This is a genomic window from Staphylococcus sp. AntiMn-1, assembly GCF_001663395.1.
In the GTDB taxonomy this organism is placed as follows: Bacteria; Bacillota; Bacilli; order Staphylococcales; family Staphylococcaceae; genus Staphylococcus; species Staphylococcus equorum.
In genome coordinates this window covers 1939610-1959215 of the sequence record NZ_CP012968.1, presented here as the reverse complement: position 1 = coordinate 1959215, position 19606 = coordinate 1939610, and the positions used below count along the sequence as shown (strand labels likewise).

Sequence of the window (19606 nt, the reverse complement as noted above, 5' to 3'; positions counted from 1 at the left end):
CCAAATGCGATGGTAAGTGCTTTTTCTCATGCTAATCACAATGATGTACATAAAACGGAAATGCATTTGTGTCTAATGAGTGTACAACTCTTTGATGAGCTGTGCTAAATTAGAGTCAACAACAAGGGAGGGATTCAAAATACAAGCAGAAAACTTTAATATCATTACCGAAATGATTAAAAATCCGAAAATTAAAGGCAAAGACTTAGAAGTAATGTTCAACATGTCTCGTAGACAACTTGGCTATCGAATCCAAAAAATCAATGAATGGTTAACTGAACAAGATTGCCCAACGATTGAACGCACAAGCCAAGGATTTTTCATCGTTGATGATATAATCAAAAATTTTCTTAATGTATCAATTGAACCTATTCCACAGGAAGATGAGCAAGTATATACTGCTTACCAACGCGCGCATCTCATTTTACTGATGTTGTTTAGAGAAGATGAAACATTGTCATTAAATCACTTTGCAATCGATTTAAAAGTAAGTAAGAACACAGTGTTAAATGATTTGAAAAAATTAAAATTATTACTAGAACCATATGATGTCACTCTGAAATATTCACGGCAGGAGGGTTATTATTTAGTCGGTAATGAGTTTGAAATCAGAAGACTTTTAACACGCTTAATTGATAAAGTATTCACTTTAAATATTTCAAAAGATGATATTTTAGCAAGTTTAGCGTTGCAAGAAGAGAAACTTCAAATTATCGATTTTCAAATCAACAAAATCGAACAATATTTAGAGAATAATTTTATTGATCAAAGTACTGAGACATTACGCTACAAACTCTATTTCATTATGAGAAGAATTCAGCACGATAAGATCGTCTCACCTTTTTCAATTGGATACGATGACCTTTCCGACACTGAGGAGTATCAAGCAACTGAAATACTAACTTCAAACTATCCTGATATACCTCGGCAAGAGAAATTATTTATAACATTGCAACTCTTATCAACAAGCGTGCAATGGTCGGAATTAGATGATGTGAAAGTTTTACCAGAATTAAAAACTGCACTACAAAGCATGCTTGATCAATTTGAGAAAATCACTTTTATCACTTTTGAAGATCGTGAAACATTGGTCAACCAATTGTTATTTCATATGAAGCCTGCCTTTTACAGAATTAGATACGAGTTATCTGATGTCGATAGTTTACAGAATAATCTGAAAGATGATTACAAAGAATTATTTCATCTTGTTAAACTCTCTTCTAAACCTATGGAAAAGTTCTTTAACCAACCATTACCTGATAATGAACTCGCATATCTAACCATACTCATTGGCGGTATTCTAAGAAGACAAGATGAAGACATCGACAAAAAAGTAAAAGCTGTTGTGGTTTGTACACAAGGTACATCAATTTCTCAATTGATGTTACAAGAATTGCGTAGTGTGTTTCCAGAATTCATATTTTTAGATGCATTATCACTACGTGAATTTAATCAGTATACGCTAGACTTTGATATTGTCTTTTCACCAATGCACGTGATGACACACAAAAGATTATATATCACGAAATCTATATTAACTGCCAAAGAAAAACACGATCTTCGTCAGCACGTATTCGGTCAACTCAACAATAGTTTCGAGACAGACATACACGCTGAAAAGATGTTAGCCATGATACGTGAACATGCTGATATTCATAACGAAGATGCTTTACTTAATGAAATTAAAAACCAATTTGATGATATTCATGCATATGCTTCAATCAAATCGTCTTCAATTTCGTTAAATGGTCATTTGAATTTACAAGATTTATTACCGATACACCATATTCAATTTGCATCTCATGTTTCAAATTTGGAAGAAGCAATTCGGCTAACAGCTGAACCACTTTCTAGTCAAAAGTATATAGATGCAAATTACATCGATTCAATGATTCAATCTTTTGACGATACTTATATGGTTATCAATCAACACATCGCCATACCACATGCTGAAAACGAACAAAACGTAAACCGTACGTCTATGAGTATGTTGGTATTAGATGAACCATTAACGCTAAGTACAGGTCTGAAAGTACAGGTCTTTGTGGTTATCGCAGCAACAGATAAATTCAAACATTTAAGACCTCTATTACAGTTACGAGATTTAGCACAAGACAATGAAAGTATGCAAAGCATTATACAAACAGATTCAAAGTCCCAAATATTTGAAACGATTAAACAATTTTCAAAAATAGACTAAAGCAAAGGGGTTGCGTCATATGGAAGGTTTAACAGTTGATGCCTCGAATGTTGTCATTGGTTTAGAGGCCACAACAAAAGAAGACGTATTAAGTCAATTAGCTGATTTAATGCATGACAATGGTTACGTAAAAGCATCATACAAAGATGCAGTCATCGAAAGGGAACAATCATTTGCTACAGGGTTACCTACAGTTTATTGTTCTGTAGCTATCCCACACACAGATATTCAGCACGTGAATTCAAAATCAATCGGTGTGGCTGTCCTTAAAGAAACAGTGCCCTTCGTCATCATGGGCGAAGTTGAAGAAACAACCGATGTGAAATTAATCTTTATGCTCGCAATGGATAAAGAGGATGCACAGTTATCATTACTTCAAAAATTGATGGGTATTTTCCAAAATGATCAAATACTTGAAACCATTGCCAATGCAGCAGATAGCAATCAAGTCGTAGAAGTTATTGAGCAAGAATTAGCAGACGCATAATCATTTAATTTATTAATAAAAAATATAACAGGAAGAGAATTTAAATATTAAGTTCTCAAATTAGGAGGAAATTATTATGAAACAAGTATTAGTAGCATGTGGCGCAGGTATCGCAACTTCAACGGTAGTAAACAGTGCAATCGAAGAAATGGCAAAAGAGCACAATATCAAAGTAGATTTAAAACAAATTAAAATTTCAGAAGTTGGTGTTTACGCAGATTCAGCAGATTTATTAGTTACAACTGCAATGACGCAAAAAGAATACGACTTCCCTGTCATTAACGCACGTAATTTCTTAACTGGAATTGGCGTTGAAGATACTAAGAAAGAAATCTTAGACGCATTACAAGAATAATGAGTCATTTAATTTAAAATACCGAATCAATCGTTGGGATAAATATCAAAAAAGAAGTTCATGGTTTTATCAAAATGGCGTCTTAATTTATACCAACATCACTTTATATTAAAGAGGATGGTGTAAGGGATGAGTGGATTTGTAGATTTTATTCAAGCTTTTCTAGATTTAGGGGCAACAGTAATCCTTCCAATCGTTATATTTTTACTAGGATTATTCTTTAGGCAAAAAGTCGGCGCAGCATTTAGATCTGGTTTGACGATTGGTGTCGCATTCGTTGGGATTTTCTTAGTTATTGATTTACTTGTAAACAACTTGGGACCCGCTGCTCAAGCTATGGTTAAGAACCTAGGGGTAAGCTTAAATGTTATTGATGTGGGTTGGCCAGCAACATCATCTATTGCATGGGCATCTGTTATCGCAGCATTTATTATTCCTTTAGGTATTGTGATTAACATTGTCATGTTACTGACAAAGACTACCCGAACAATGAACGTAGATATTTGGAACTTCTGGCATTATACATTTATGGGTGCCATGGTTTACGCCGTATCTGATAGCATTTGGCAATCATTAGTGGCTGCAGCAATATTCCAAATCGTCTGTCTGAAAGTGGCTGACTGGACTGCACCAATGATGAGTGAGTTCTACGATTTACCTGGGGTATCGATCGCCACAGGTAGTACAATTTCATATGCGCCAGGTATTTTCTTAGTTAAAGGTTTACAAAAAGTGCCTGGTATCAACAAATTACATGCAGACCCAGAAACGATTCAAAAACGTTTTGGTGCATTTGGTGAATCCATATTCGTCGGTTTAGTACTTGGTTTAATCATTGGTTTATTAGCTGGTTACAACGCTGGCGATGTTATCAACCTTGGTATGTCAATGGCTGCCGTTATGGTGTTAATGCCTCGTATGGTTAAGATTTTGATGGAAGGTTTAATGCCTGTTTCCGAATCTGCACGTACTTGGTTAAACAAACGCTTTGGAGATCGTGAAATCTATATTGGTTTAGACGCTGCGGTTGCATTAGGCCACCCAGCAGTTATCTCAACAGCTTTAATTTTAGTTCCGATCACAGTATTACTAGCAGTTATTTTACCTGGTAACCAAGTCTTACCATTTGGTGACTTAGCAACAATTCCATTTATCGTCGCATTTATCGTAGGTGCTGCACGAGGTAATATCATACACTCGGTTATTGTCGGCACAATCATGATTGCCATCTCTTTATATATCGCAACAGATGTTGCACCGATATTCACAAGCATGGCAGAAGGCACAAACGTAAATATGCCATCTGGTTCAGCTCAAATTTCAAGTCTTGACCAAGGTGGTAACATCTTAAATTACATTATCTTCAAATTCTTTAGTTTATTTAATTAACAAATAGGAGCTGACATTACATGAAAGCACTCGTTAAAACTGAACCAGGATTCGGGAATCTAGAAGTCTTAGATAGAGAGATACCTTCACCGAACGCAGATGAAGTAAAAATAAAGGTCCATTATGCAGGCATTTGTGGCACGGATGTGCACACGTATGAAGGTCATTATAAAGTGAACTTTCCAGTGACACTTGGCCATGAATTTTCAGGAGAGGTTGTAGAAACAGGCGTTAATGTCACTGATTTTAAAATCGGTGATCGCGTCACTTCTGAAACAACATATTACATTTGTGGTGAATGTGAATATTGTCAAAGTGGTGATTATAACTTATGTAATCATCGTAAAGGTTTAGGCACACAACAAAATGGTGGCTTCACGCAATACTTAGTTGCACGTGCAGCTAGTGTCCACCGTATTCCTGATAATGTTTCATATAAAGCAGCATCTATGACGGAGCCATTAGCTTGTGCCCACCATGCTGTTTCTAAAATTGAAATACAGCCTGACGATGTCGTAGTCGTTATGGGGCCCGGACCTATTGGATTACTTGTCGCGCAAGTCGTTAAAAGTAAAGGTGCAGAAGTCGTAATCACTGGATTAGATAATGATCAAACAAGATTAGATAAGGCAACAGAACTTAAATTAGATCATGTCGTCAATATTCAAAATACTGATTTAAAAGACTATGTAAACAGTATTACGAATGGTTATGGTGCAAACGTAGTTTTAGAATGTTCTGGTGCAGTACCCGCTGCCAAACAAGGTTTAGATATCTTACGTAAAAAAGGACAATATGTCCAAGTTGGTATCTTTAAAGATCCAGAAATTTCTTTTGATTTAGAAAAAATTATACAAAAAGAAATACGAATGGTCGGTACGAGAAGTCAAAAACCAGCCGACTGGGAACCTTCTTTACAACTATTAAGCAGTGGTGATGTTAATGCTGAAGCATTGGTCACAAATGAACTTGATATTACGCAATGGGAAGAAGGCTACAACCATATCAAAGGTGGAGAAGGCATCAAAGTACTCCTTCGCCCTATCGATTAACTTGTTTCAAATAACCATCATTTAGCAATTAAATGATATAAGGAGATAATTATTATGGTAGAACATATGTTAGATTTCATGCTTGGGCCATTGAGAGGTATTACAGATTTATATATGAATAACTTACTTTATTGTAATATAGTCGTTTTTCTTGGTTACTTCGGCGCAAAATTTTTTAAAAAGAAAAAAGTTACTTCTGAACAGAATTAATATTCAGAAGATAAGAGGTGAAATACTTTGAAAGCTTTGAACCTATACGACATTGAAGATTTAAGATACGAAGAAACAAAACCGCCTGAAATTGAAGACAGTAACGATGTCATTATTAAAGTGATTGCAACTGGTATATGCGGTTCAGACAATTCTCGCTATAAGAAGCTAGGCCCTTATCGTGAAGGCATGACATTTGGTCATGAATTTTCAGGAGTTGTAGAAAGTATAGGCAATAACGTTAATCATGTGGCAGTTGGCGATGCAGTCACGGGTTGCCCAGCTATCGCTTGTCACGCCTGTGAACAATGTGAAAAAGGTGAATACTCTAGATGTGAACATTTATATGTTATTGGCTCTTATGAACCTGGCTGTTTTGCAGAATTCGTTAAACTACCTGCAAATAACGTCTTAAAATTGCCAACTAATGTAGACTTTGATACAGCTGCTATGGTCGAACCTTCTGCAGTAGTAGCACATGGTTTTTATAGAACAAGTATGAAACCTGGGGCGACTGTAGCTGTTATAGGATGTGGCAGTATCGGTTTGCTAGCCATTCAATGGGCTAAAATATTTGGTGCCGCTAAGACGATTGCTATTGATATCGACCCAGATAAATTAGCAATTGCTAAGACGCTTGGCGCAGATTATACGATTAATTCTAAAGCAGAAAATTTAGATGACGTTATCGCTACTATTCCTCATAACATAGATGTCGCTGTTGAATCAGCAGGCTCACCATTTACGATTGGACAAGTCTTAACGTTACCAGCTAAGGGCGGGGAAGTCTTACTGCTAGGCATACCTTACTCCGATATTGAAATGGATCGTGTTCATTTTGAAAAAATATTACGCAATGAACTTAATGTTATTGGATCTTGGAACGGCTTATCCGCCCCATTTCCAGGCGAAGAATGGCATGCGTCCCTTCATTACATGTCTACAGGAGAGATTCAAGTGGATCCGATGATTTCAGATCGCTTAGATTTAGCAAAAGGTCCTGAAACATTTGATGCATTAGTTAATAAAAAGAAACATTTTGATAAAGTAATCTTCCACCCATAATTAAAATCTAACATTGCCATAATTATTAAAAAAAGTCCTAACACTGATGACAGTATTAGGACTTTTTGAGGCGTATTTATATCTACACATATTTTACGTTACTGTACTTTCATAAAGCCATTGCCTAAGACATCTCTCACATCATGAATAACAAGAAAAGCATTTTCGTCGTGAGCATTAACGATTTTCTTAATTCTTGATAATTGGTTTTGCGGCACGACAACATAAAGCACATTCGTCTCTTTTCGTTCATAGCCACCGACTCCATTCAATAATGTTGAACCTCTACCTGTTTCTTTATTAATCCCCTTACTAATTTCATTATTATAATTTGAAATAATTGTAATTGCCTTTTTAGGATTAAAACCTTCTATTACAAATGACATACTTTTCTCAACGATAAAAAGCATAACAATAGTATATAAAACATTTTGCACAGGAAGGATGAATAAGAAAGATAACACAATGATTGAATCAAGCATAAACAATGCTTGAGAAGTTTTGATTTCAGTATACTTGTTTATAATTTTAGCAATAACAGATGTGCCACCTAATGTACTTCGCGCTGAGATTACAAGTCCAGTACCGACACCAAGTAGTAAGCCGCCAAACACTGTGCTTATAAAATCAGATTCAATCTGCATATTAAATGATTCAGTTAGTCCTAAAAATATTGAACTCGAAATTACTGTAATCAATGTGTAAACTGCTGTCGTTTTACTTAAATATTTCCAACCTACCGCAATTAATATCATATTTATAATTAAAGAAGTAATTGCCGGTGATAAGCCTAGTGTATATTTTAGATTTAGCGAAATACCTACTGTACCACCCTCCCCAAAATTAGCAGGAATTACAAACACATTAATGCCTATACCTATAAGAAATGTTCCTAAAATACAGAAACATATATTTTTAAAATGGATTTTGTACAACATCCCAATAACACCTCATTCCTTTTATTTGAAAATCACTCATTCCTACTGTTTTATTTCATTTATATTGATCGGCTAGGAAGCACGACATAAAAAGAAACTTTTCAGTTATTAACCAAAAAGTTTCGAAGATATAATTTTTCGTTATTTTTTAACACAAGTATATATCATAGTAGAAATGGTCATTTATTTCAATTGAATAAGGTTAATTTGTTTTATAAATTGTAATTGAATCCGTTACTTTTATTATATATTAGCGATAGCGTTGAATTAAAAAAACAAATCAAACGATATGAATCGTCCGATTTGTCTTTTATATAAATTGAGAATTGTTTAAAATGCATTCTGATTGAGCCATTGCCCACCATCCATGGTCATGCAAGCGCCATTGATATAGCCCGCATCGTCTGAAAACAAGAATTTAGCCAAACCTGCAATTTCTTCAGGTTGACCCATTCTACCAACTGGTACACTATCTAGTGTCTGTTGACGTGCTTCTTCAGATAGACTTAATTTTCCTGCCCCACCTGTATTTTCAATTGGCCCCGGTGCAATGGCATTCACTGTAATTCCATATTTAGAACCCCATTCCACGGCAAGTGTTCTCGTCATAGCAAGGACGCCAGCTTTCGCACTTGCAGAATGAATAACACCTGGACCAGATCTCCAAGCATACGTCGCAACCATATTCAAAATACGACCTTTTTGACCATTTTTAATCCATTCTTTACCTACTGCTTGTGTACAATACCAAGTACCATTTAATACAATATCTACAACTGAATTCCACGCATTAATCGACAAATCTTCTGCAGGGCAAATAAAATTACCCGCTGCATTGTTCACAAGGCCATCTATCTGTCCAAATGTTTTTACAGTCTCATCTACTGTATACTGCACACGCTCTGGATCACGTACATCCATGTCTATACATAGCACCTGACCTTCATATTGTTCAATTTCCGCTTTAGCAACTTCAAGTCGTTCTAATGAGCGACCTGTTATGACTACTTTGGCACCTTCTTCAGCAAATCGTTTCGCCATTGCTTTGCCCATGCCACTACTACCGCCCGTTATCATCATCACTTTGTCCTTCATTTACATTCTCCTTTTAAAAACTTGATTTAGTATGATTCAAATAAATTAGTAAGCGCTTACATGTTATTGTACATTAATTTTACTTTTTTAGTAAATTATCTTATTTTTGTTTTTAAAAAAAGCGAGAAAATAAACCAAAATTTGTCATTTGATTTCTTTTCACGCTCTATAAAGATTACTAGATATTTAAATTATCAACATGAGATGCTTTATTTATGCTCTAGTCTCTTAAAACGTTATTGTTTATGCTGTACAAAACGATGGTATAAATATTTTACGACAGTTACGATCATTAATAATATCCCTAATGCCACAAATAAGAAACCAAATTCCACTAAAAACCATGGCTCACGTAAGATGCCATCTTGATCGACATGACTAGGTAAAACAATAAATAGACCTCCCATTAAAATTCCGAAAATCATGCAAAAAATACTTGAAAAAAATATTTTTTTACTCATAATCTGTATATAACCTCCTAAATTTATTAGACAATTAACTGCCTTCTTTCAAGTTTTTATTATCAAATATAGAATGTATTTATAAAAGAAAGCATCACAAGACATAGCTGTTTTGAGTGACAGTATGTCTTGCGGGAGGTGTAAAGTATTGCTAGCAATCGCATAACATCAGCTTTTACAAAGAATCTAACTATATAGAGATTGGAGGAAAGATCGTATGGATTTTGGAAATCAAATTAAATCGATTAGAAAAGAACATCAACTCACACAAGAGCAACTTTCCGAACAACTTAATGTATCGAGACAAACAGTATCAGCTTGGGAAAATAATAGATATTTACCAGATATAGAAATAATTGTGCATATCGCTAAAACGTTCCACTTGTCACTCGATGATTTAATCTTAGGCGATGACGTTATTAAAGATAAACTCGTTAATGATGGAAAAAGCATCAAACGCATACGTCTAAGTATTGTAAGTATGATTTTAATTTTGATTGGTATCACCTGTGCGATACTTTTCTTAGCCATCCCCTCTTACGTTTCACAAGACGGCATACTGCATGAGCCTTGGTTTCTCGTACCTCTTGGATTGTATGCGCTGATAGGTGGTCTCACCGTAGGACTTATCAATTTAATCTTAATATTCATGAGTCACTACAAACATTCACGTAGTTAATCATAGAGAGGGTGACACTTTATATTTAAATTAAGGCTACGTTGAAAGCTCGACGATTTAATTTTATATATTTCTATTAACTTATTTTCATAACAACATAAAAAAACGGCAAACATATTTAGTTTGCCGTTTTTCATGGTATAGACAAAGTCTTCGACTTTGTTGGCACTTTTTTGTGCATGCTTTCCGCGGGCACGGCCTCAGCCTGTAGTCTTCGGCCAGTGCCTTTCCCGCAGGAGTCAGCCCAAATTAGTGCCACTTCCATAATAATATAGTATCTTCAATTATTTATTATCATTCATTGTTTAAACTTATATATAGGAAATATTTGCTATAAAAACTACAACTATTTCACTTTAAACGCAGTCATAGATTTCTCTAAATGAGATTTCATCGTGTTTACGATAGCTTCCTCATTTTTGTATGATAATGCCTTAATTATTTCATTATGTTCATCAATAACTTCTATCATTCTTCCTTGGCTTTTTAATCCTTGAGTACCAATAAGAATGGATAGGTCATGTTGCACATTATAGCTTTTTAAAAATAACTCAAACTGAATAATTTCCATTAAGTAGGTATGGAAACTTTTGTCTAATAACATAAATGTATAATAATCATCATTTTGAGCTGCTTTTATTTGTTTTTCAATAATAGCTTTTAAATCATGGATATGATCTTCATCTATTATTTGTACAATAAAAGGCACACAAGCAATCTCCAGTGATTCTCTCAATAAGAAAATTTGATCAATTTCATGGTTAGTAAATGTATTTACTTTATAACCTTTTCTTGGTTTAAAAATCATAAGTTGTTCTAACACTAATTCATTTATTGCTTCCCTAACCGGTGTACGAGAGACGTCTAGTAAATTAGATAATTCAACTTCAGTAATAAATTGATCAAGTGGTAATTCATTATTAAATAATGAACGCTTAACTTGATCATATATTTCTTGTTTTATTGAATTTCTATTAACTTTTTTTAAAGAATCATACATCCTTGAACCTCCTAGAGAATTTATTTAAATAACGAAACCGGATAAGTAATTAACCATGGTACGTACGTAATAATTATTAATATTACAAGTAAAATAGCTAATTGTGGTGTAACTGATTTGATAATTTTTTTGATGTGCACTTTACTTATAGATGATACTACAAATAAACAAACTCCTACTGGTGGCGTTATCATTCCTATTGATAGGTTCACAGCCATTACCACGCCGAAATGAATAGGATCTATATTTGTTGCCATAATTAGCGGTAAGAAGATTGGCGTAAAAATAGTAACTGCACTTATCGTATCTATAAATGTACCCGCTATTAATAATACAATATTTATTACAAGTAATAGTAAAATTGGATTATCTGCAAAAACACCTAACATAGATTGTAGTTGTTCTGGAACATTATTAAAGGAAACAAACCAAATAAATATTGCTGCACTTCCTATTAAAAATATGATACCAACGGAAGTCTTTGTACTACTAATTAATGCTTCATACAATTTTTTGAAGTTTAATTCTCTATATACAACACTACTTATTATTATCGCATATAAAACTGCAATTACACCAGATTCTGTAGCAGTAAATAATCCACTAACAATACCTCCTATAATAATTGCTGGCATCAATAACGCCAAAACTGCATCTTTAAAACCTAAGAGTATATCTTTTAATGGTGGAAAACTATCCATAGATTTATACCCTTCTTTTTTACCTACAAAGTAACTATAAATCATCAACCCAACACCCATTAAAATACCGGGTACAACTCCTCCAATAAATAAATCACTTATAGATTGGTTTGCCATAACACCAAATAAAATAAATATAATACTAGGTGGTATAATTGGTCCCACTGTCGCAGCCGAAGCAACTAATGATGCAGAAAAACCTTCATCATATCCTTCTTTTTTCATTAATGGTAACAACATGCCACCTATTGCTGCTGCTGCAGCTATTGCTGTACCTGTTAACGCAGCAAAAAATACGCTCGAAATTATTACAACCATTGCTAAACCACCAGGCAATGGACCAATTAGTAGTTTAGAGAATTCAACAATTCTTTTAGACATACCACCTTTTGACATTATTTCTCCAGCTAATACAAATAGAGGTATAGCTAAAAGTGAGAAATTATTTATGCCAAAATACATTTTCCTCGGTATAATTTCTAAAAATTCTACACCAGTCCATCCAATTCCTATAATAGATACAGTCATTAAAGAAAACGCAATGGGCATTCTGATAATTATAAGTACAAATAACAATATAATTAGAAATAATATCATGATTTATCACCCGGCTTCCAAGTAAAATAAATCATCAATATAAAACATATTGGCATTGGTATATACATAATCCATCTACCAATTGGCATAGAAGTCATAACTTGCCCCGCACTTATACTTAAATTCACTTGTAAAATACTATAATAAAAAATTATTAATAGTACGAAGGTGATTACACTTTTCACAAAATAATCTAGCGCTTTTTCTAACTTTTTAGGTAACTTTTCAAATAAATCAACTTGTAAATGCTCTTGCTTATACATTAATACCACTGCTCCAAATAAAATACTGTACACAAAAAACAACATTAAAAGTTCTTGTGACCAAAAAATTGAAGTTTTAAAAACAAAACGTGTAAGGAGCTGCAAGAATATAGTCAAGATCGATAAAATCATAAAAACTGTCATTAGGTGAGTAAGAATGGTTATAAATTTCTTCTCTATTATCTTTAATTTATTCATATTTATCCCCCTTATTCGCTAAATTGACGAATTATGGATTTAGGTACTTGATCATTGATTTCTGAATGTACATCATTCGTATTCTTTTTAAACTCATCCCGATTTACTTCAGTAATAACCATGCCCTCATTTTTTAGTTGTTTCTTTATTTTTTGTTCTTGGTCTGCAATATATTTACGTTGATATTTCGTTGATTCTTCAACACTTTCATTCACTATTTTCTTCTCCTGCTCAGAAAGGTTCTTATAATAATCTTGATTCATGAGGATAACTGCAGGTGTGTAAGTATGATTGGTTAAAGAAATATATTTTTGTACTTCGTATAATTTTTGAGATGCAATTGTTGGTAATGGGTTTTCTTGGCCATCTACAACGCCCTGATCTAATGCAGAATATAATTCACTAAAACTAATCGGCGTAGGTATTGCGTCTAAAGATTTTAAATGTTCATTCCATACCTTCGCAGATTGTACTCTTAGCTTTAGATTTTTCATATCTTCAGGATGCTTTATCTCTCTTTTATTATTCGTAAAATGCCTAAATCCTACTTCCCAATACCCAAGACCTTGCATATCTTTAGATTGTGCTAATTTCAATAAATCTTTTCCTGGTTTGCCATCGAGTTTAGAATACACATCTTGTTTATTTTCAAATAAATACGGTATACCAAATAAGTTCATTTCTGGTATTGTGTTTGACAAGCTACTATCAGCTGCTACAGTAGACATTTGAATTGAGCCAGTCATCGTTTGATCTACTAACTCGTCTTCATTACCCAAGCTTCCATTTCCATAGACATTAACTTTTAACTCACCTTGAGATTTCTTTTCAACTAATTCTTTGAATTTTTGGGAAGCTATATTATATTGGTGTGTATCTGAACCAGTATGTGCCAGACGTATTGTTTTTACTTCCTCATCTTTAGTTTTATCCTCACCACTTTGACAGCCGCTTAATATTAAAACTATTAATAAAGAAAATGAAAAAAATCTTTTCATAAAATGTCATCCCCTTAAAGGCCCATTAAGAATATAAATCTATTCTTCTATTTTTAAATACGGGTATACTTTCACGTATTTCATGAACGAGCTCCACATCTATTTCAGTAAAAATTGTACTTTCACTTTCTCCAGCTTCTTGAATAACGTTTCCCCTTGGATCAACAATCATAGAATGTCCTGCATATGTCGTTTTGCCATCACTTCCAGATGAATTACAAGCTATAACATATACCGCATTCTCAATTGCTCTAGCAATATTTAAGTGCTTCCAATGATATAACCTTGAATCTGGCCATTCTGCAACGACAAAAATCACTTTAGCGCCATTTACTGCTAATTGACGTGTTGACTCAGGAAATCTTAAATCGTAACAAATAATGCCCCCATATCTGTATCCATCAATTGAAAAGGTTGTGGTAAAAAATGTCCTCCAACCATGAACTTTGGCTCGTCTAACATTGGAACCAAATGAATCTTATCGTAATTGTAAATGAGTTCGCCATTCTCATTAAAAACAACTAACGTATTATAAACTTCATCTTGTTTTTTATTCGAAACAGACCCTGCAACTATGCTCACTTTATATTCTTTAGCTAAATTTGAAATAAAGTTTATGGTTACTTTCAGATTATCGTCAGCTTTTTCATTTAAATTTTCTAAATCGTAACCGTTATTCCACATTTCTGGTAAAACAACAATACTTGTAGTTTTTAACAACTCCTCACTAAATAATTGCATGATTTTATTTTTATTTTTTTCGAAATCACCTAAGGCAACATTAAATTGAAATAATTGGACGTTGATCATAGTTTTTTCACCTCATATTCTAATGTAATATATTTGTTATTAGATGGATTTACTAACTCAGCTTTAAAAGCATTCGGATATTTAAATCCACTAACCAATGGCACAGTACCACAATAAACAACAGCATTTTTTAAATTTGCGTCATCTTGATTTAAAGAAGTTATTAAATCTTTATAAGGTAAAATACTGCTTACTTTATCGTCTTGATATAATTGCCAGTCCCCATCTACGAATACGAATGACCTTAGCTCTAATTCATCCCAGTGTTCTTCTACCTCAGTAAAATCCCATATAGTGCTGGCGATTGGCTTTGCACATAATTGTTTAGACTTATGAATACTCACAGTTTCTAGTTCACGATCAGTGTGATCACTACCAAGCGTCACATAGCGCTTATCATTATCAAAGATAATAACAATTTCAGCTTCTCCACTAGATTGATCACCAATAATTGAAATAGACTTATTTTGTCTAAAAAGTAGCGGATCTAAATGATATATTTCAGGAACTGAATTAGGTTCAGGCACGCCTAGTTCTTTTAATTCAGCTATATGCTCCTTTGTCTTTTCAACATTTCTTCCTGAATATCCAATGCAATAAGCATTATCAAAAGTTAAATCTATTTCTTCATAATCTAATTTAAATTTCATATTCACACCCCTTTTTAATGTATACATTATACAGTGTACATTAATTAAGTGAATATTTACAATATTTTTATAATTTAAATCTTAAAAACATTTTCTAATTCTCACTAAATAAACTATTTTTTAATTAAGAAAAATGAGCTATAAGCAATATTACAAAATATGATAATTTCTTAAATTTTATGTAAATTCAACCTCAGACAAAAGTATAAATGTTACATTGAAATCGAAATGCGATATCGCTTTTCAATATATTAATTAGAGAGGATGAATGTATGTGGAATCAAAATTAGAAAGACGTATGTTTTTAGGGTTTATTTATATTCACATTTTGCATCATGCAAGTGAACATCCTATCTATGGTAGTTGGATGATTGAGGAACTTCAAGAACACGGTTATACAATGAGCGCTGGTACGTTGTATCCCCTCTTACATAGTATGGAAGACGAAGGATTACTTGTTAGTGAGAAAAATGTGGTTGCAGGTAAACAACGCAAGAACTATACCATCACTTCATTTGGTAAAGAAATGTTAGCCAAAAGCCAACAAAAATTAAAAGAACTTGTTGGCGAAGTATAATTTATAAATTGGGAGGTTATGCTAATGAAATATCTTGAAGTCTTTTTGGTCGCGCTAAGATTAGGTTGTACATCTTTTGGTGGCCCAACAGCACATCTCGGTTACTTCTATGATGAATACGTTAAACGTAGGAAGTGGCTCACAGAACAGCAATATACAAATTTAGTCGCGTTATGTCAGTTTTTACCTGGTCCTGCAAGTAGCCAAGTCGGTTTTGGTATCGGCATAACGAAGGCAGGTTTACTTGGTGGTGTTATTTCATTTCTTGGTTTTACATTGCCTTCAGTCATTGTATTAATGCTTTGTGCGACGCTGCTCCTTGCTTACAGCAGTGATTTAGGTTGGACGCATGGCTTGAAATTGGTTGCAGTTGCCATCGTGCTTAATGCCATTATTGGCATGGGCAAGAAGCTTTTGCCTGATGTGAAAACAAAGCTTCTTGCACTATTCACCTTAGTTATGGCAGTCACAGTGATTCATCCTATGTCACAATTGGGTGCATTGATTATCGTGGCGCTTGCTGGATTATTACTCTTTAAAGAAAATGATGAAAGTAAACCATCAATAAAGATATTCAATATTCCTAAATTAGTTGGTGTTATTGCACTTACACTCTTTTTCAGTTTTTTATTAATTTTACCTATTATTAATTTCTTCACAACCAATTCATGGGTGAGTATGATTGATCATTTTTATCGCTCAGGTGCACTTGTTTTCGGTGGTGGCCATGTTGTTCTACCATTATTAGAACAAGCATTTGTCGCAACAGATATGATCAGTGCGAACGACTTTTTAACAGGGTACGCATTAACACAGGCAGTGCCGGGTCCTTTGTTTACCTTTGCAGCATATATCGGTACCGTTATGTCTGGCATTCCAGGAGGCATTGTCGCAACAATCGCTATTTTTTTACCTGCCTTTTTACTATTAATTGGCGTTTTACCATTTTGGGAACACGTGCAGTCGAATCGTTATGCTAAAGCAATGTTAAAAGCGGTCAGTGCTGGTGTAGTTGGTATTCTAATTGCAGCACTGTATGATCCTATTTTTACATCATCCGTCAATTCACATATGGATTTCGCATTTGCTGCCATATTATTTGTATTGCTAGCATACTGTAAAGCTCCGTCATGGCTAATTGTAATTTTAGGATTAGCACTGGGTATCATGTTTTATTAAATTTTTTAATCATTTTTTAATAATTCTTTAAGCAATTGTAAACCCCCATGCCATAGTCTAAGAGTATCAATTAATTAAGACTATATACGGGGAGATGAAGATTATGAAATTTACAGTTATTCCATCAGGTTTTAAGGAAAGTTTAAGTGCAGAAGAAGTTGGTTATGCAATTGAAAAAGGTATTAAACGTGTCAATTCAAATTATGAAGTGAATGTTATACCTATGGTTGATGGTGGCGAAGGTTTCGTAGAATCTATTATTAAAATTAGAAATGGTTATAAAATAATGACTCATGTCACTGGCCCTGTCGGACAACGCATCCAATCTTACTTTGGCGTATTTAAAGAAGGGAAAGAAACTGTAGCTGTGATTGAAATGGCTGCAATTGCAGGGTTAAGACATGTCCCTAAGACACAAAGAAACCCATTATACACAACAACTTATGGCGTAGGTCAAATGATTATTAAAGCACTTGATTACGGTGTAGATAGAATAATTATAGGTTGTGGCGATTCTGGTACATCTGATGGTGGCGTAGGTATGGCTCAAGCTATTGGCGTTAAATTTTATAATAAGCATGGCGAGGCAGTTTACATTGATGGTGGCGTTGATATTGATAAAATTCATGACTTAGATTTAAGCAATATAGACAGCCGAGTATCAACAACACCAATTGATGTTGCTGTAAATTGGTCTAATATATTATGTGGTGATAAAGGCGTTGCACGAGTATTTGGTCCTCAAAAAGGGGCGTCACAAGAGGACGTAGAACATTTATCAAATAATTTATATCATTTAGCTGCTTTAATTAAGCAACATACAAATAAGGATTTACGTTATGCAGAAGGTACAGGGGCATCAGGTGGTCTTGGAGCCGGTCTCATCGCTTTCGCTAATGCAACATTGCATCCAAGGTTTGATTTAATTAAAAATTATATTCAAATCGAAAGCAATCTTGAATCAACGGATATTGTCATCACTGCAGAAGGTTGTATTGATTATCAAACACCGAATGGAAAAGTGCCTGCTGAAGTTGCACGTATTGCTAAAAATCACAATAAACCTGTAATAGCATTTGCAGGAACGATTGGTAAAGGCGCAAAAATAAATTATCAAAGTGGTATTGATGCATTTTCTAGTATTATACCTGAACCAGCTACTTTAGAAAATGCAATCAACGACGCAGATAAATGGTTAGAGGGCAGTGTAGAAAGTGCGATTCGTTATATTATGATTGGTATGAACCTTTTTAAAGCAAGGGAACAACAAAAGCATAAACTGAAGGAAGTCGTTACAGATGCTAGCTAATGTTTCATTTTCACATCTATGGATTTGGATATCTTTTCTTTGTTTAAGTTTTTATATCTTTTTGGTATTAGATTTAAGTTACTTAGGCAAAGTAAGTATAATGATTTTTATTTTAGCTCTTATATTATTTATATTTTCAAATTTACCTGCAGGATTAGCTGGGATGCTATGTTTGATCGGTGCAGTGTTGCTGGGTGTTCCAGATTCAATATTATTTGAATCATTAAATCAACATATCGTTTGGTTAATGATTGGTGCATTTATCATCAGTAGTGTCATAGAAGAAAGTGGTTTATTAACAAGGCTCGTCAATTGGTTTAGCCGAAAATGCCATACTGAAAAGCGTGCAAGTTTATTCATTTTGGCAACGATTCAACTCATGACTTTCTTTATACCTTCAACTTCAAGTCGTGCAGCAGCAATGTTACCTATTTATCAAGCGATAAAAACACAGTTTCCAAAGCGTGCCACGATGTATGGTTTAATGATACCTATACTTATTTTAACTATGACGAATACGACCTTAATTGGTGCGGGAAGTCATTTAATAGGTATAGGTATTTTAGAAGGTCAAACAGATAAATCAATTTCTTATATTGATTTCGTGTTATGGGGCTTACCCTTTGGTTTACTAATTAGTTTGATTGCTGCTGTCATATTAATGTACAGTCCTATTAAACAACAACCTATGAAGGAAGTTTCAGATAAAGAACCTGTCGATATTGAAGTTGACATTGAACAAACACCACTTTCGTCAAAGGAACGTAAAGCAATTATTTTAATTGGCATAACTATTGTACTGTGGGTTACTGAAAGTTTACATGGACTTGATATTGCTTTTGTAACAATTTTAATGGCTTTTTGCATGTTGATTCCTCAATTAGGACTCATAACTTGGAAAAAAGCTTTATCAGAAGTGTCATGGAGTTTAATATTTTTCGTAGCTAGTGCAACTGCGCTTGGAGAATTACTAATTAAATACGGTGTCGTTAAGTACATACAAGACCAAATTTTATCATTACTTAACGGATTACCAGTAATGCCTGCAATTGTATTTGTGATTATACTAAGCATCATTAGTGTAGGTTCACATTTACTCATTACAAGCCATACAACAAGAGCTGTGGTACTTGTTCCAACGGTACTTATTTTCGCAGAAACCTTTGAATTAAATCCTATGTCAGTTGTATTTATAACATTAATTGGCATAAACTATTGCTTAACATTACCAGTAAGTTCAAAAGCATTATTAATATTTTATGAGTTAGATGATCGACCATTTAATACTTCACAACTTTTAAAATTAAATATGTGGTTACTCCCTATTTATGTAGTATTTATGATCTTAATGTATTTATTTTATTGGCAATTTATAGGTTTAAAACTAAAGTAG

Annotated in this window: 20 protein-coding genes and 1 pseudogene; 12 read left to right on the top strand and 9 right to left on the bottom strand. The window is 33.8% G+C overall.

The genetic code is table 11. The features are described 5' to 3' along the window. The first annotated feature begins 172 nt into the window (after positions 1–172). The 7 genes from AOB58_RS09540 (at position 173) to AOB58_RS09515 (ending at position 6758) form a co-directional block, all read left to right on the top strand. Positions 173–2200: a BglG family transcription antiterminator gene (locus AOB58_RS09540; RefSeq protein WP_237283144.1), complete on the top strand. Its 2028-nt coding sequence runs from the start codon at positions 173–175 to the stop codon at positions 2198–2200. Positions 2201–2219: 19 nt separating this feature from the next. Further along, positions 2220–2687 (top strand): PTS sugar transporter subunit IIA, encoded by a 468-nt coding sequence (locus AOB58_RS09535; RefSeq protein WP_064783366.1) that lies wholly within the window; start codon positions 2220–2222, stop codon positions 2685–2687. A 76-nt stretch (positions 2688–2763) separates the two neighbouring features. After that, a complete protein-coding gene (locus AOB58_RS09530) occupies positions 2764–3042 on the top strand; it encodes a PTS sugar transporter subunit IIB (RefSeq protein WP_021338961.1) in 279 nt (92 codons plus the stop codon). A gap of 129 nt (positions 3043–3171) precedes the next feature. Continuing rightward, positions 3172–4431: a PTS galactitol transporter subunit IIC gene (locus AOB58_RS09525; RefSeq protein WP_046465746.1), complete on the top strand. Its 1260-nt coding sequence runs from the start codon at positions 3172–3174 to the stop codon at positions 4429–4431. A 20-nt stretch (positions 4432–4451) separates the two neighbouring features. Further along, positions 4452–5483 (top strand): zinc-binding dehydrogenase, encoded by a 1032-nt coding sequence (locus tag AOB58_RS09520; protein WP_064783365.1) that lies wholly within the window; start codon positions 4452–4454, stop codon positions 5481–5483. Between the two features lie 54 nt (positions 5484–5537). Continuing rightward, on the top strand, positions 5538–5693 hold the full coding sequence (locus AOB58_RS13675; protein WP_002506404.1) for a hypothetical protein: 156 nt from the start codon (positions 5538–5540) through the stop codon (positions 5691–5693). 27 nt (positions 5694–5720) lie between these two features. Continuing rightward, on the top strand, positions 5721–6758 hold the full coding sequence (locus AOB58_RS09515; protein WP_002511676.1) for a galactitol-1-phosphate 5-dehydrogenase: 1038 nt from the start codon (positions 5721–5723) through the stop codon (positions 6756–6758). 98 nt (positions 6759–6856) lie between these two features. On the opposite strand, the gene AOB58_RS09510 is transcribed toward AOB58_RS09515, so the two are convergent. The 3 genes from AOB58_RS09510 to AOB58_RS09500 form a co-directional block, all read right to left on the bottom strand. After that, entirely contained in the window at positions 6857–7696 is an 840-nt protein-coding gene (locus tag AOB58_RS09510; protein WP_002511677.1) for a YitT family protein, read from the bottom strand. A gap of 330 nt (positions 7697–8026) precedes the next feature. Continuing rightward, complete coding sequence (gene fadH / locus AOB58_RS09505; protein ID WP_064783364.1) at positions 8027–8791, bottom strand: 2,4-dienoyl-CoA reductase; 765 nt, start codon at positions 8789–8791, stop codon at positions 8027–8029. Positions 8792–9027: 236 nt separating this feature from the next. Continuing rightward, positions 9028–9252 carry a DUF3955 domain-containing protein gene (locus tag AOB58_RS09500; protein ID WP_002511679.1) on the bottom strand — a complete coding sequence of 75 codons (225 nt, stop codon included), beginning with the start codon at positions 9250–9252 and terminating at the stop codon, positions 9028–9030. Positions 9253–9469: 217 nt separating this feature from the next. Between AOB58_RS09500 and AOB58_RS09495 the strand changes: the two genes are divergently transcribed. Continuing rightward, positions 9470–9931, top strand: coding sequence for a helix-turn-helix domain-containing protein (locus AOB58_RS09495; RefSeq protein WP_002511680.1), 462 nt, complete (start codon positions 9470–9472; stop codon positions 9929–9931). 346 nt (positions 9932–10277) lie between these two features. On the opposite strand, the gene AOB58_RS09490 is transcribed toward AOB58_RS09495, so the two are convergent. The 6 genes and pseudogenes from AOB58_RS09490 to AOB58_RS09465 form a co-directional block, all read right to left on the bottom strand. Continuing rightward, complete coding sequence (locus AOB58_RS09490) at positions 10278–10931, bottom strand: GntR family transcriptional regulator (RefSeq protein WP_046465742.1); 654 nt, start codon at positions 10929–10931, stop codon at positions 10278–10280. A gap of 20 nt (positions 10932–10951) precedes the next feature. After that, positions 10952–12229, bottom strand: a complete 1278-nt coding sequence (locus AOB58_RS09485) for a TRAP transporter large permease (protein ID WP_002511682.1) — start codon at positions 12227–12229, stop codon at positions 10952–10954. After that, the gene (locus tag AOB58_RS09480) at positions 12226–12690 is read right to left on the bottom strand and encodes a TRAP transporter small permease (RefSeq protein ID WP_102134921.1); all 465 of its coding nucleotides are present in this window, start codon (positions 12688–12690) and stop codon (positions 12226–12228) included. The genes AOB58_RS09485 and AOB58_RS09480 overlap by 4 nt, the downstream gene beginning before the upstream one ends. A gap of 11 nt (positions 12691–12701) precedes the next feature. Beyond that, the gene (locus AOB58_RS09475) at positions 12702–13688 is read right to left on the bottom strand and encodes a DctP family TRAP transporter solute-binding subunit (protein ID WP_021338969.1); all 987 of its coding nucleotides are present in this window, start codon (positions 13686–13688) and stop codon (positions 12702–12704) included. Between the two features lie 25 nt (positions 13689–13713). Beyond that, positions 13714–14429, bottom strand: a pseudogene (locus tag AOB58_RS09470) (carbon-nitrogen family hydrolase). A gap of 65 nt (positions 14430–14494) precedes the next feature. Continuing rightward, entirely contained in the window at positions 14495–15148 is a 654-nt protein-coding gene (locus tag AOB58_RS09465; protein ID WP_002511686.1) for a DUF2848 family protein, read from the bottom strand. Between the two features lie 274 nt (positions 15149–15422). Between AOB58_RS09465 and AOB58_RS09460 the strand changes: the two genes are divergently transcribed. From AOB58_RS09460 to AOB58_RS09445, 4 genes are all read left to right on the top strand, one after another. Further along, entirely contained in the window at positions 15423–15725 is a 303-nt protein-coding gene (locus AOB58_RS09460) for a PadR family transcriptional regulator (RefSeq protein ID WP_002506400.1), read from the top strand. 24 nt (positions 15726–15749) lie between these two features. After that, a complete protein-coding gene (chrA, locus tag AOB58_RS09455) occupies positions 15750–16904 on the top strand; it encodes a chromate efflux transporter (RefSeq protein ID WP_064783363.1) in 1155 nt (384 codons plus the stop codon). 103 nt (positions 16905–17007) lie between these two features. Continuing rightward, the gene (locus AOB58_RS09450) at positions 17008–18213 is read left to right on the top strand and encodes a glycerate kinase family protein (protein ID WP_064783362.1); all 1206 of its coding nucleotides are present in this window, start codon (positions 17008–17010) and stop codon (positions 18211–18213) included. Continuing rightward, positions 18203–19606 (top strand): SLC13 family permease, encoded by a 1404-nt coding sequence (locus tag AOB58_RS09445; protein ID WP_064783361.1) that lies wholly within the window; start codon positions 18203–18205, stop codon positions 19604–19606. The genes AOB58_RS09450 and AOB58_RS09445 overlap by 11 nt, the downstream gene beginning before the upstream one ends.

Coding starts and splice junctions, on each gene's coding strand:
- AOB58_RS09540 (WP_237283144.1), top strand. CDS start 173: ATGATTAAAAATCCGAAAATTAAAGGCAAAGACTTAGAAGTAATGTTC.
- AOB58_RS09535 (WP_064783366.1), top strand. CDS start 2,220: ATGGAAGGTTTAACAGTTGATGCCTCGAATGTTGTCATTGGTTTAGAG.
- AOB58_RS09530 (WP_021338961.1), top strand. CDS start 2,764: ATGAAACAAGTATTAGTAGCATGTGGCGCAGGTATCGCAACTTCAACG.
- AOB58_RS09525 (WP_046465746.1), top strand. CDS start 3,172: ATGAGTGGATTTGTAGATTTTATTCAAGCTTTTCTAGATTTAGGGGCA.
- AOB58_RS09520 (WP_064783365.1), top strand. CDS start 4,452: ATGAAAGCACTCGTTAAAACTGAACCAGGATTCGGGAATCTAGAAGTC.
- AOB58_RS13675 (WP_002506404.1), top strand. CDS start 5,538: ATGGTAGAACATATGTTAGATTTCATGCTTGGGCCATTGAGAGGTATT.
- AOB58_RS09510 (WP_002511677.1), bottom strand. CDS start 7,696: ATGTTGTACAAAATCCATTTTAAAAATATATGTTTCTGTATTTTAGGA.
- fadH (WP_064783364.1), bottom strand. CDS start 8,791: ATGAAGGACAAAGTGATGATGATAACGGGCGGTAGTAGTGGCATGGGC.
- AOB58_RS09500 (WP_002511679.1), bottom strand. CDS start 9,252: ATGAGTAAAAAAATATTTTTTTCAAGTATTTTTTGCATGATTTTCGGA.
- AOB58_RS09495 (WP_002511680.1), top strand. CDS start 9,470: ATGGATTTTGGAAATCAAATTAAATCGATTAGAAAAGAACATCAACTC.
- AOB58_RS09490 (WP_046465742.1), bottom strand. CDS start 10,931: ATGTATGATTCTTTAAAAAAAGTTAATAGAAATTCAATAAAACAAGAA.
- AOB58_RS09485 (WP_002511682.1), bottom strand. CDS start 12,229: ATGATATTATTTCTAATTATATTGTTATTTGTACTTATAATTATCAGA.
- AOB58_RS09480 (WP_102134921.1), bottom strand. CDS start 12,690: ATGAATAAATTAAAGATAATAGAGAAGAAATTTATAACCATTCTTACT.
- AOB58_RS09475 (WP_021338969.1), bottom strand. CDS start 13,688: ATGAAAAGATTTTTTTCATTTTCTTTATTAATAGTTTTAATATTAAGC.
- AOB58_RS09465 (WP_002511686.1), bottom strand. CDS start 15,148: ATGAAATTTAAATTAGATTATGAAGAAATAGATTTAACTTTTGATAAT.
- chrA (WP_064783363.1), top strand. CDS start 15,750: ATGAAATATCTTGAAGTCTTTTTGGTCGCGCTAAGATTAGGTTGTACA.
- AOB58_RS09450 (WP_064783362.1), top strand. CDS start 17,008: ATGAAATTTACAGTTATTCCATCAGGTTTTAAGGAAAGTTTAAGTGCA.
- AOB58_RS09445 (WP_064783361.1), top strand. CDS start 18,203: ATGCTAGCTAATGTTTCATTTTCACATCTATGGATTTGGATATCTTTT.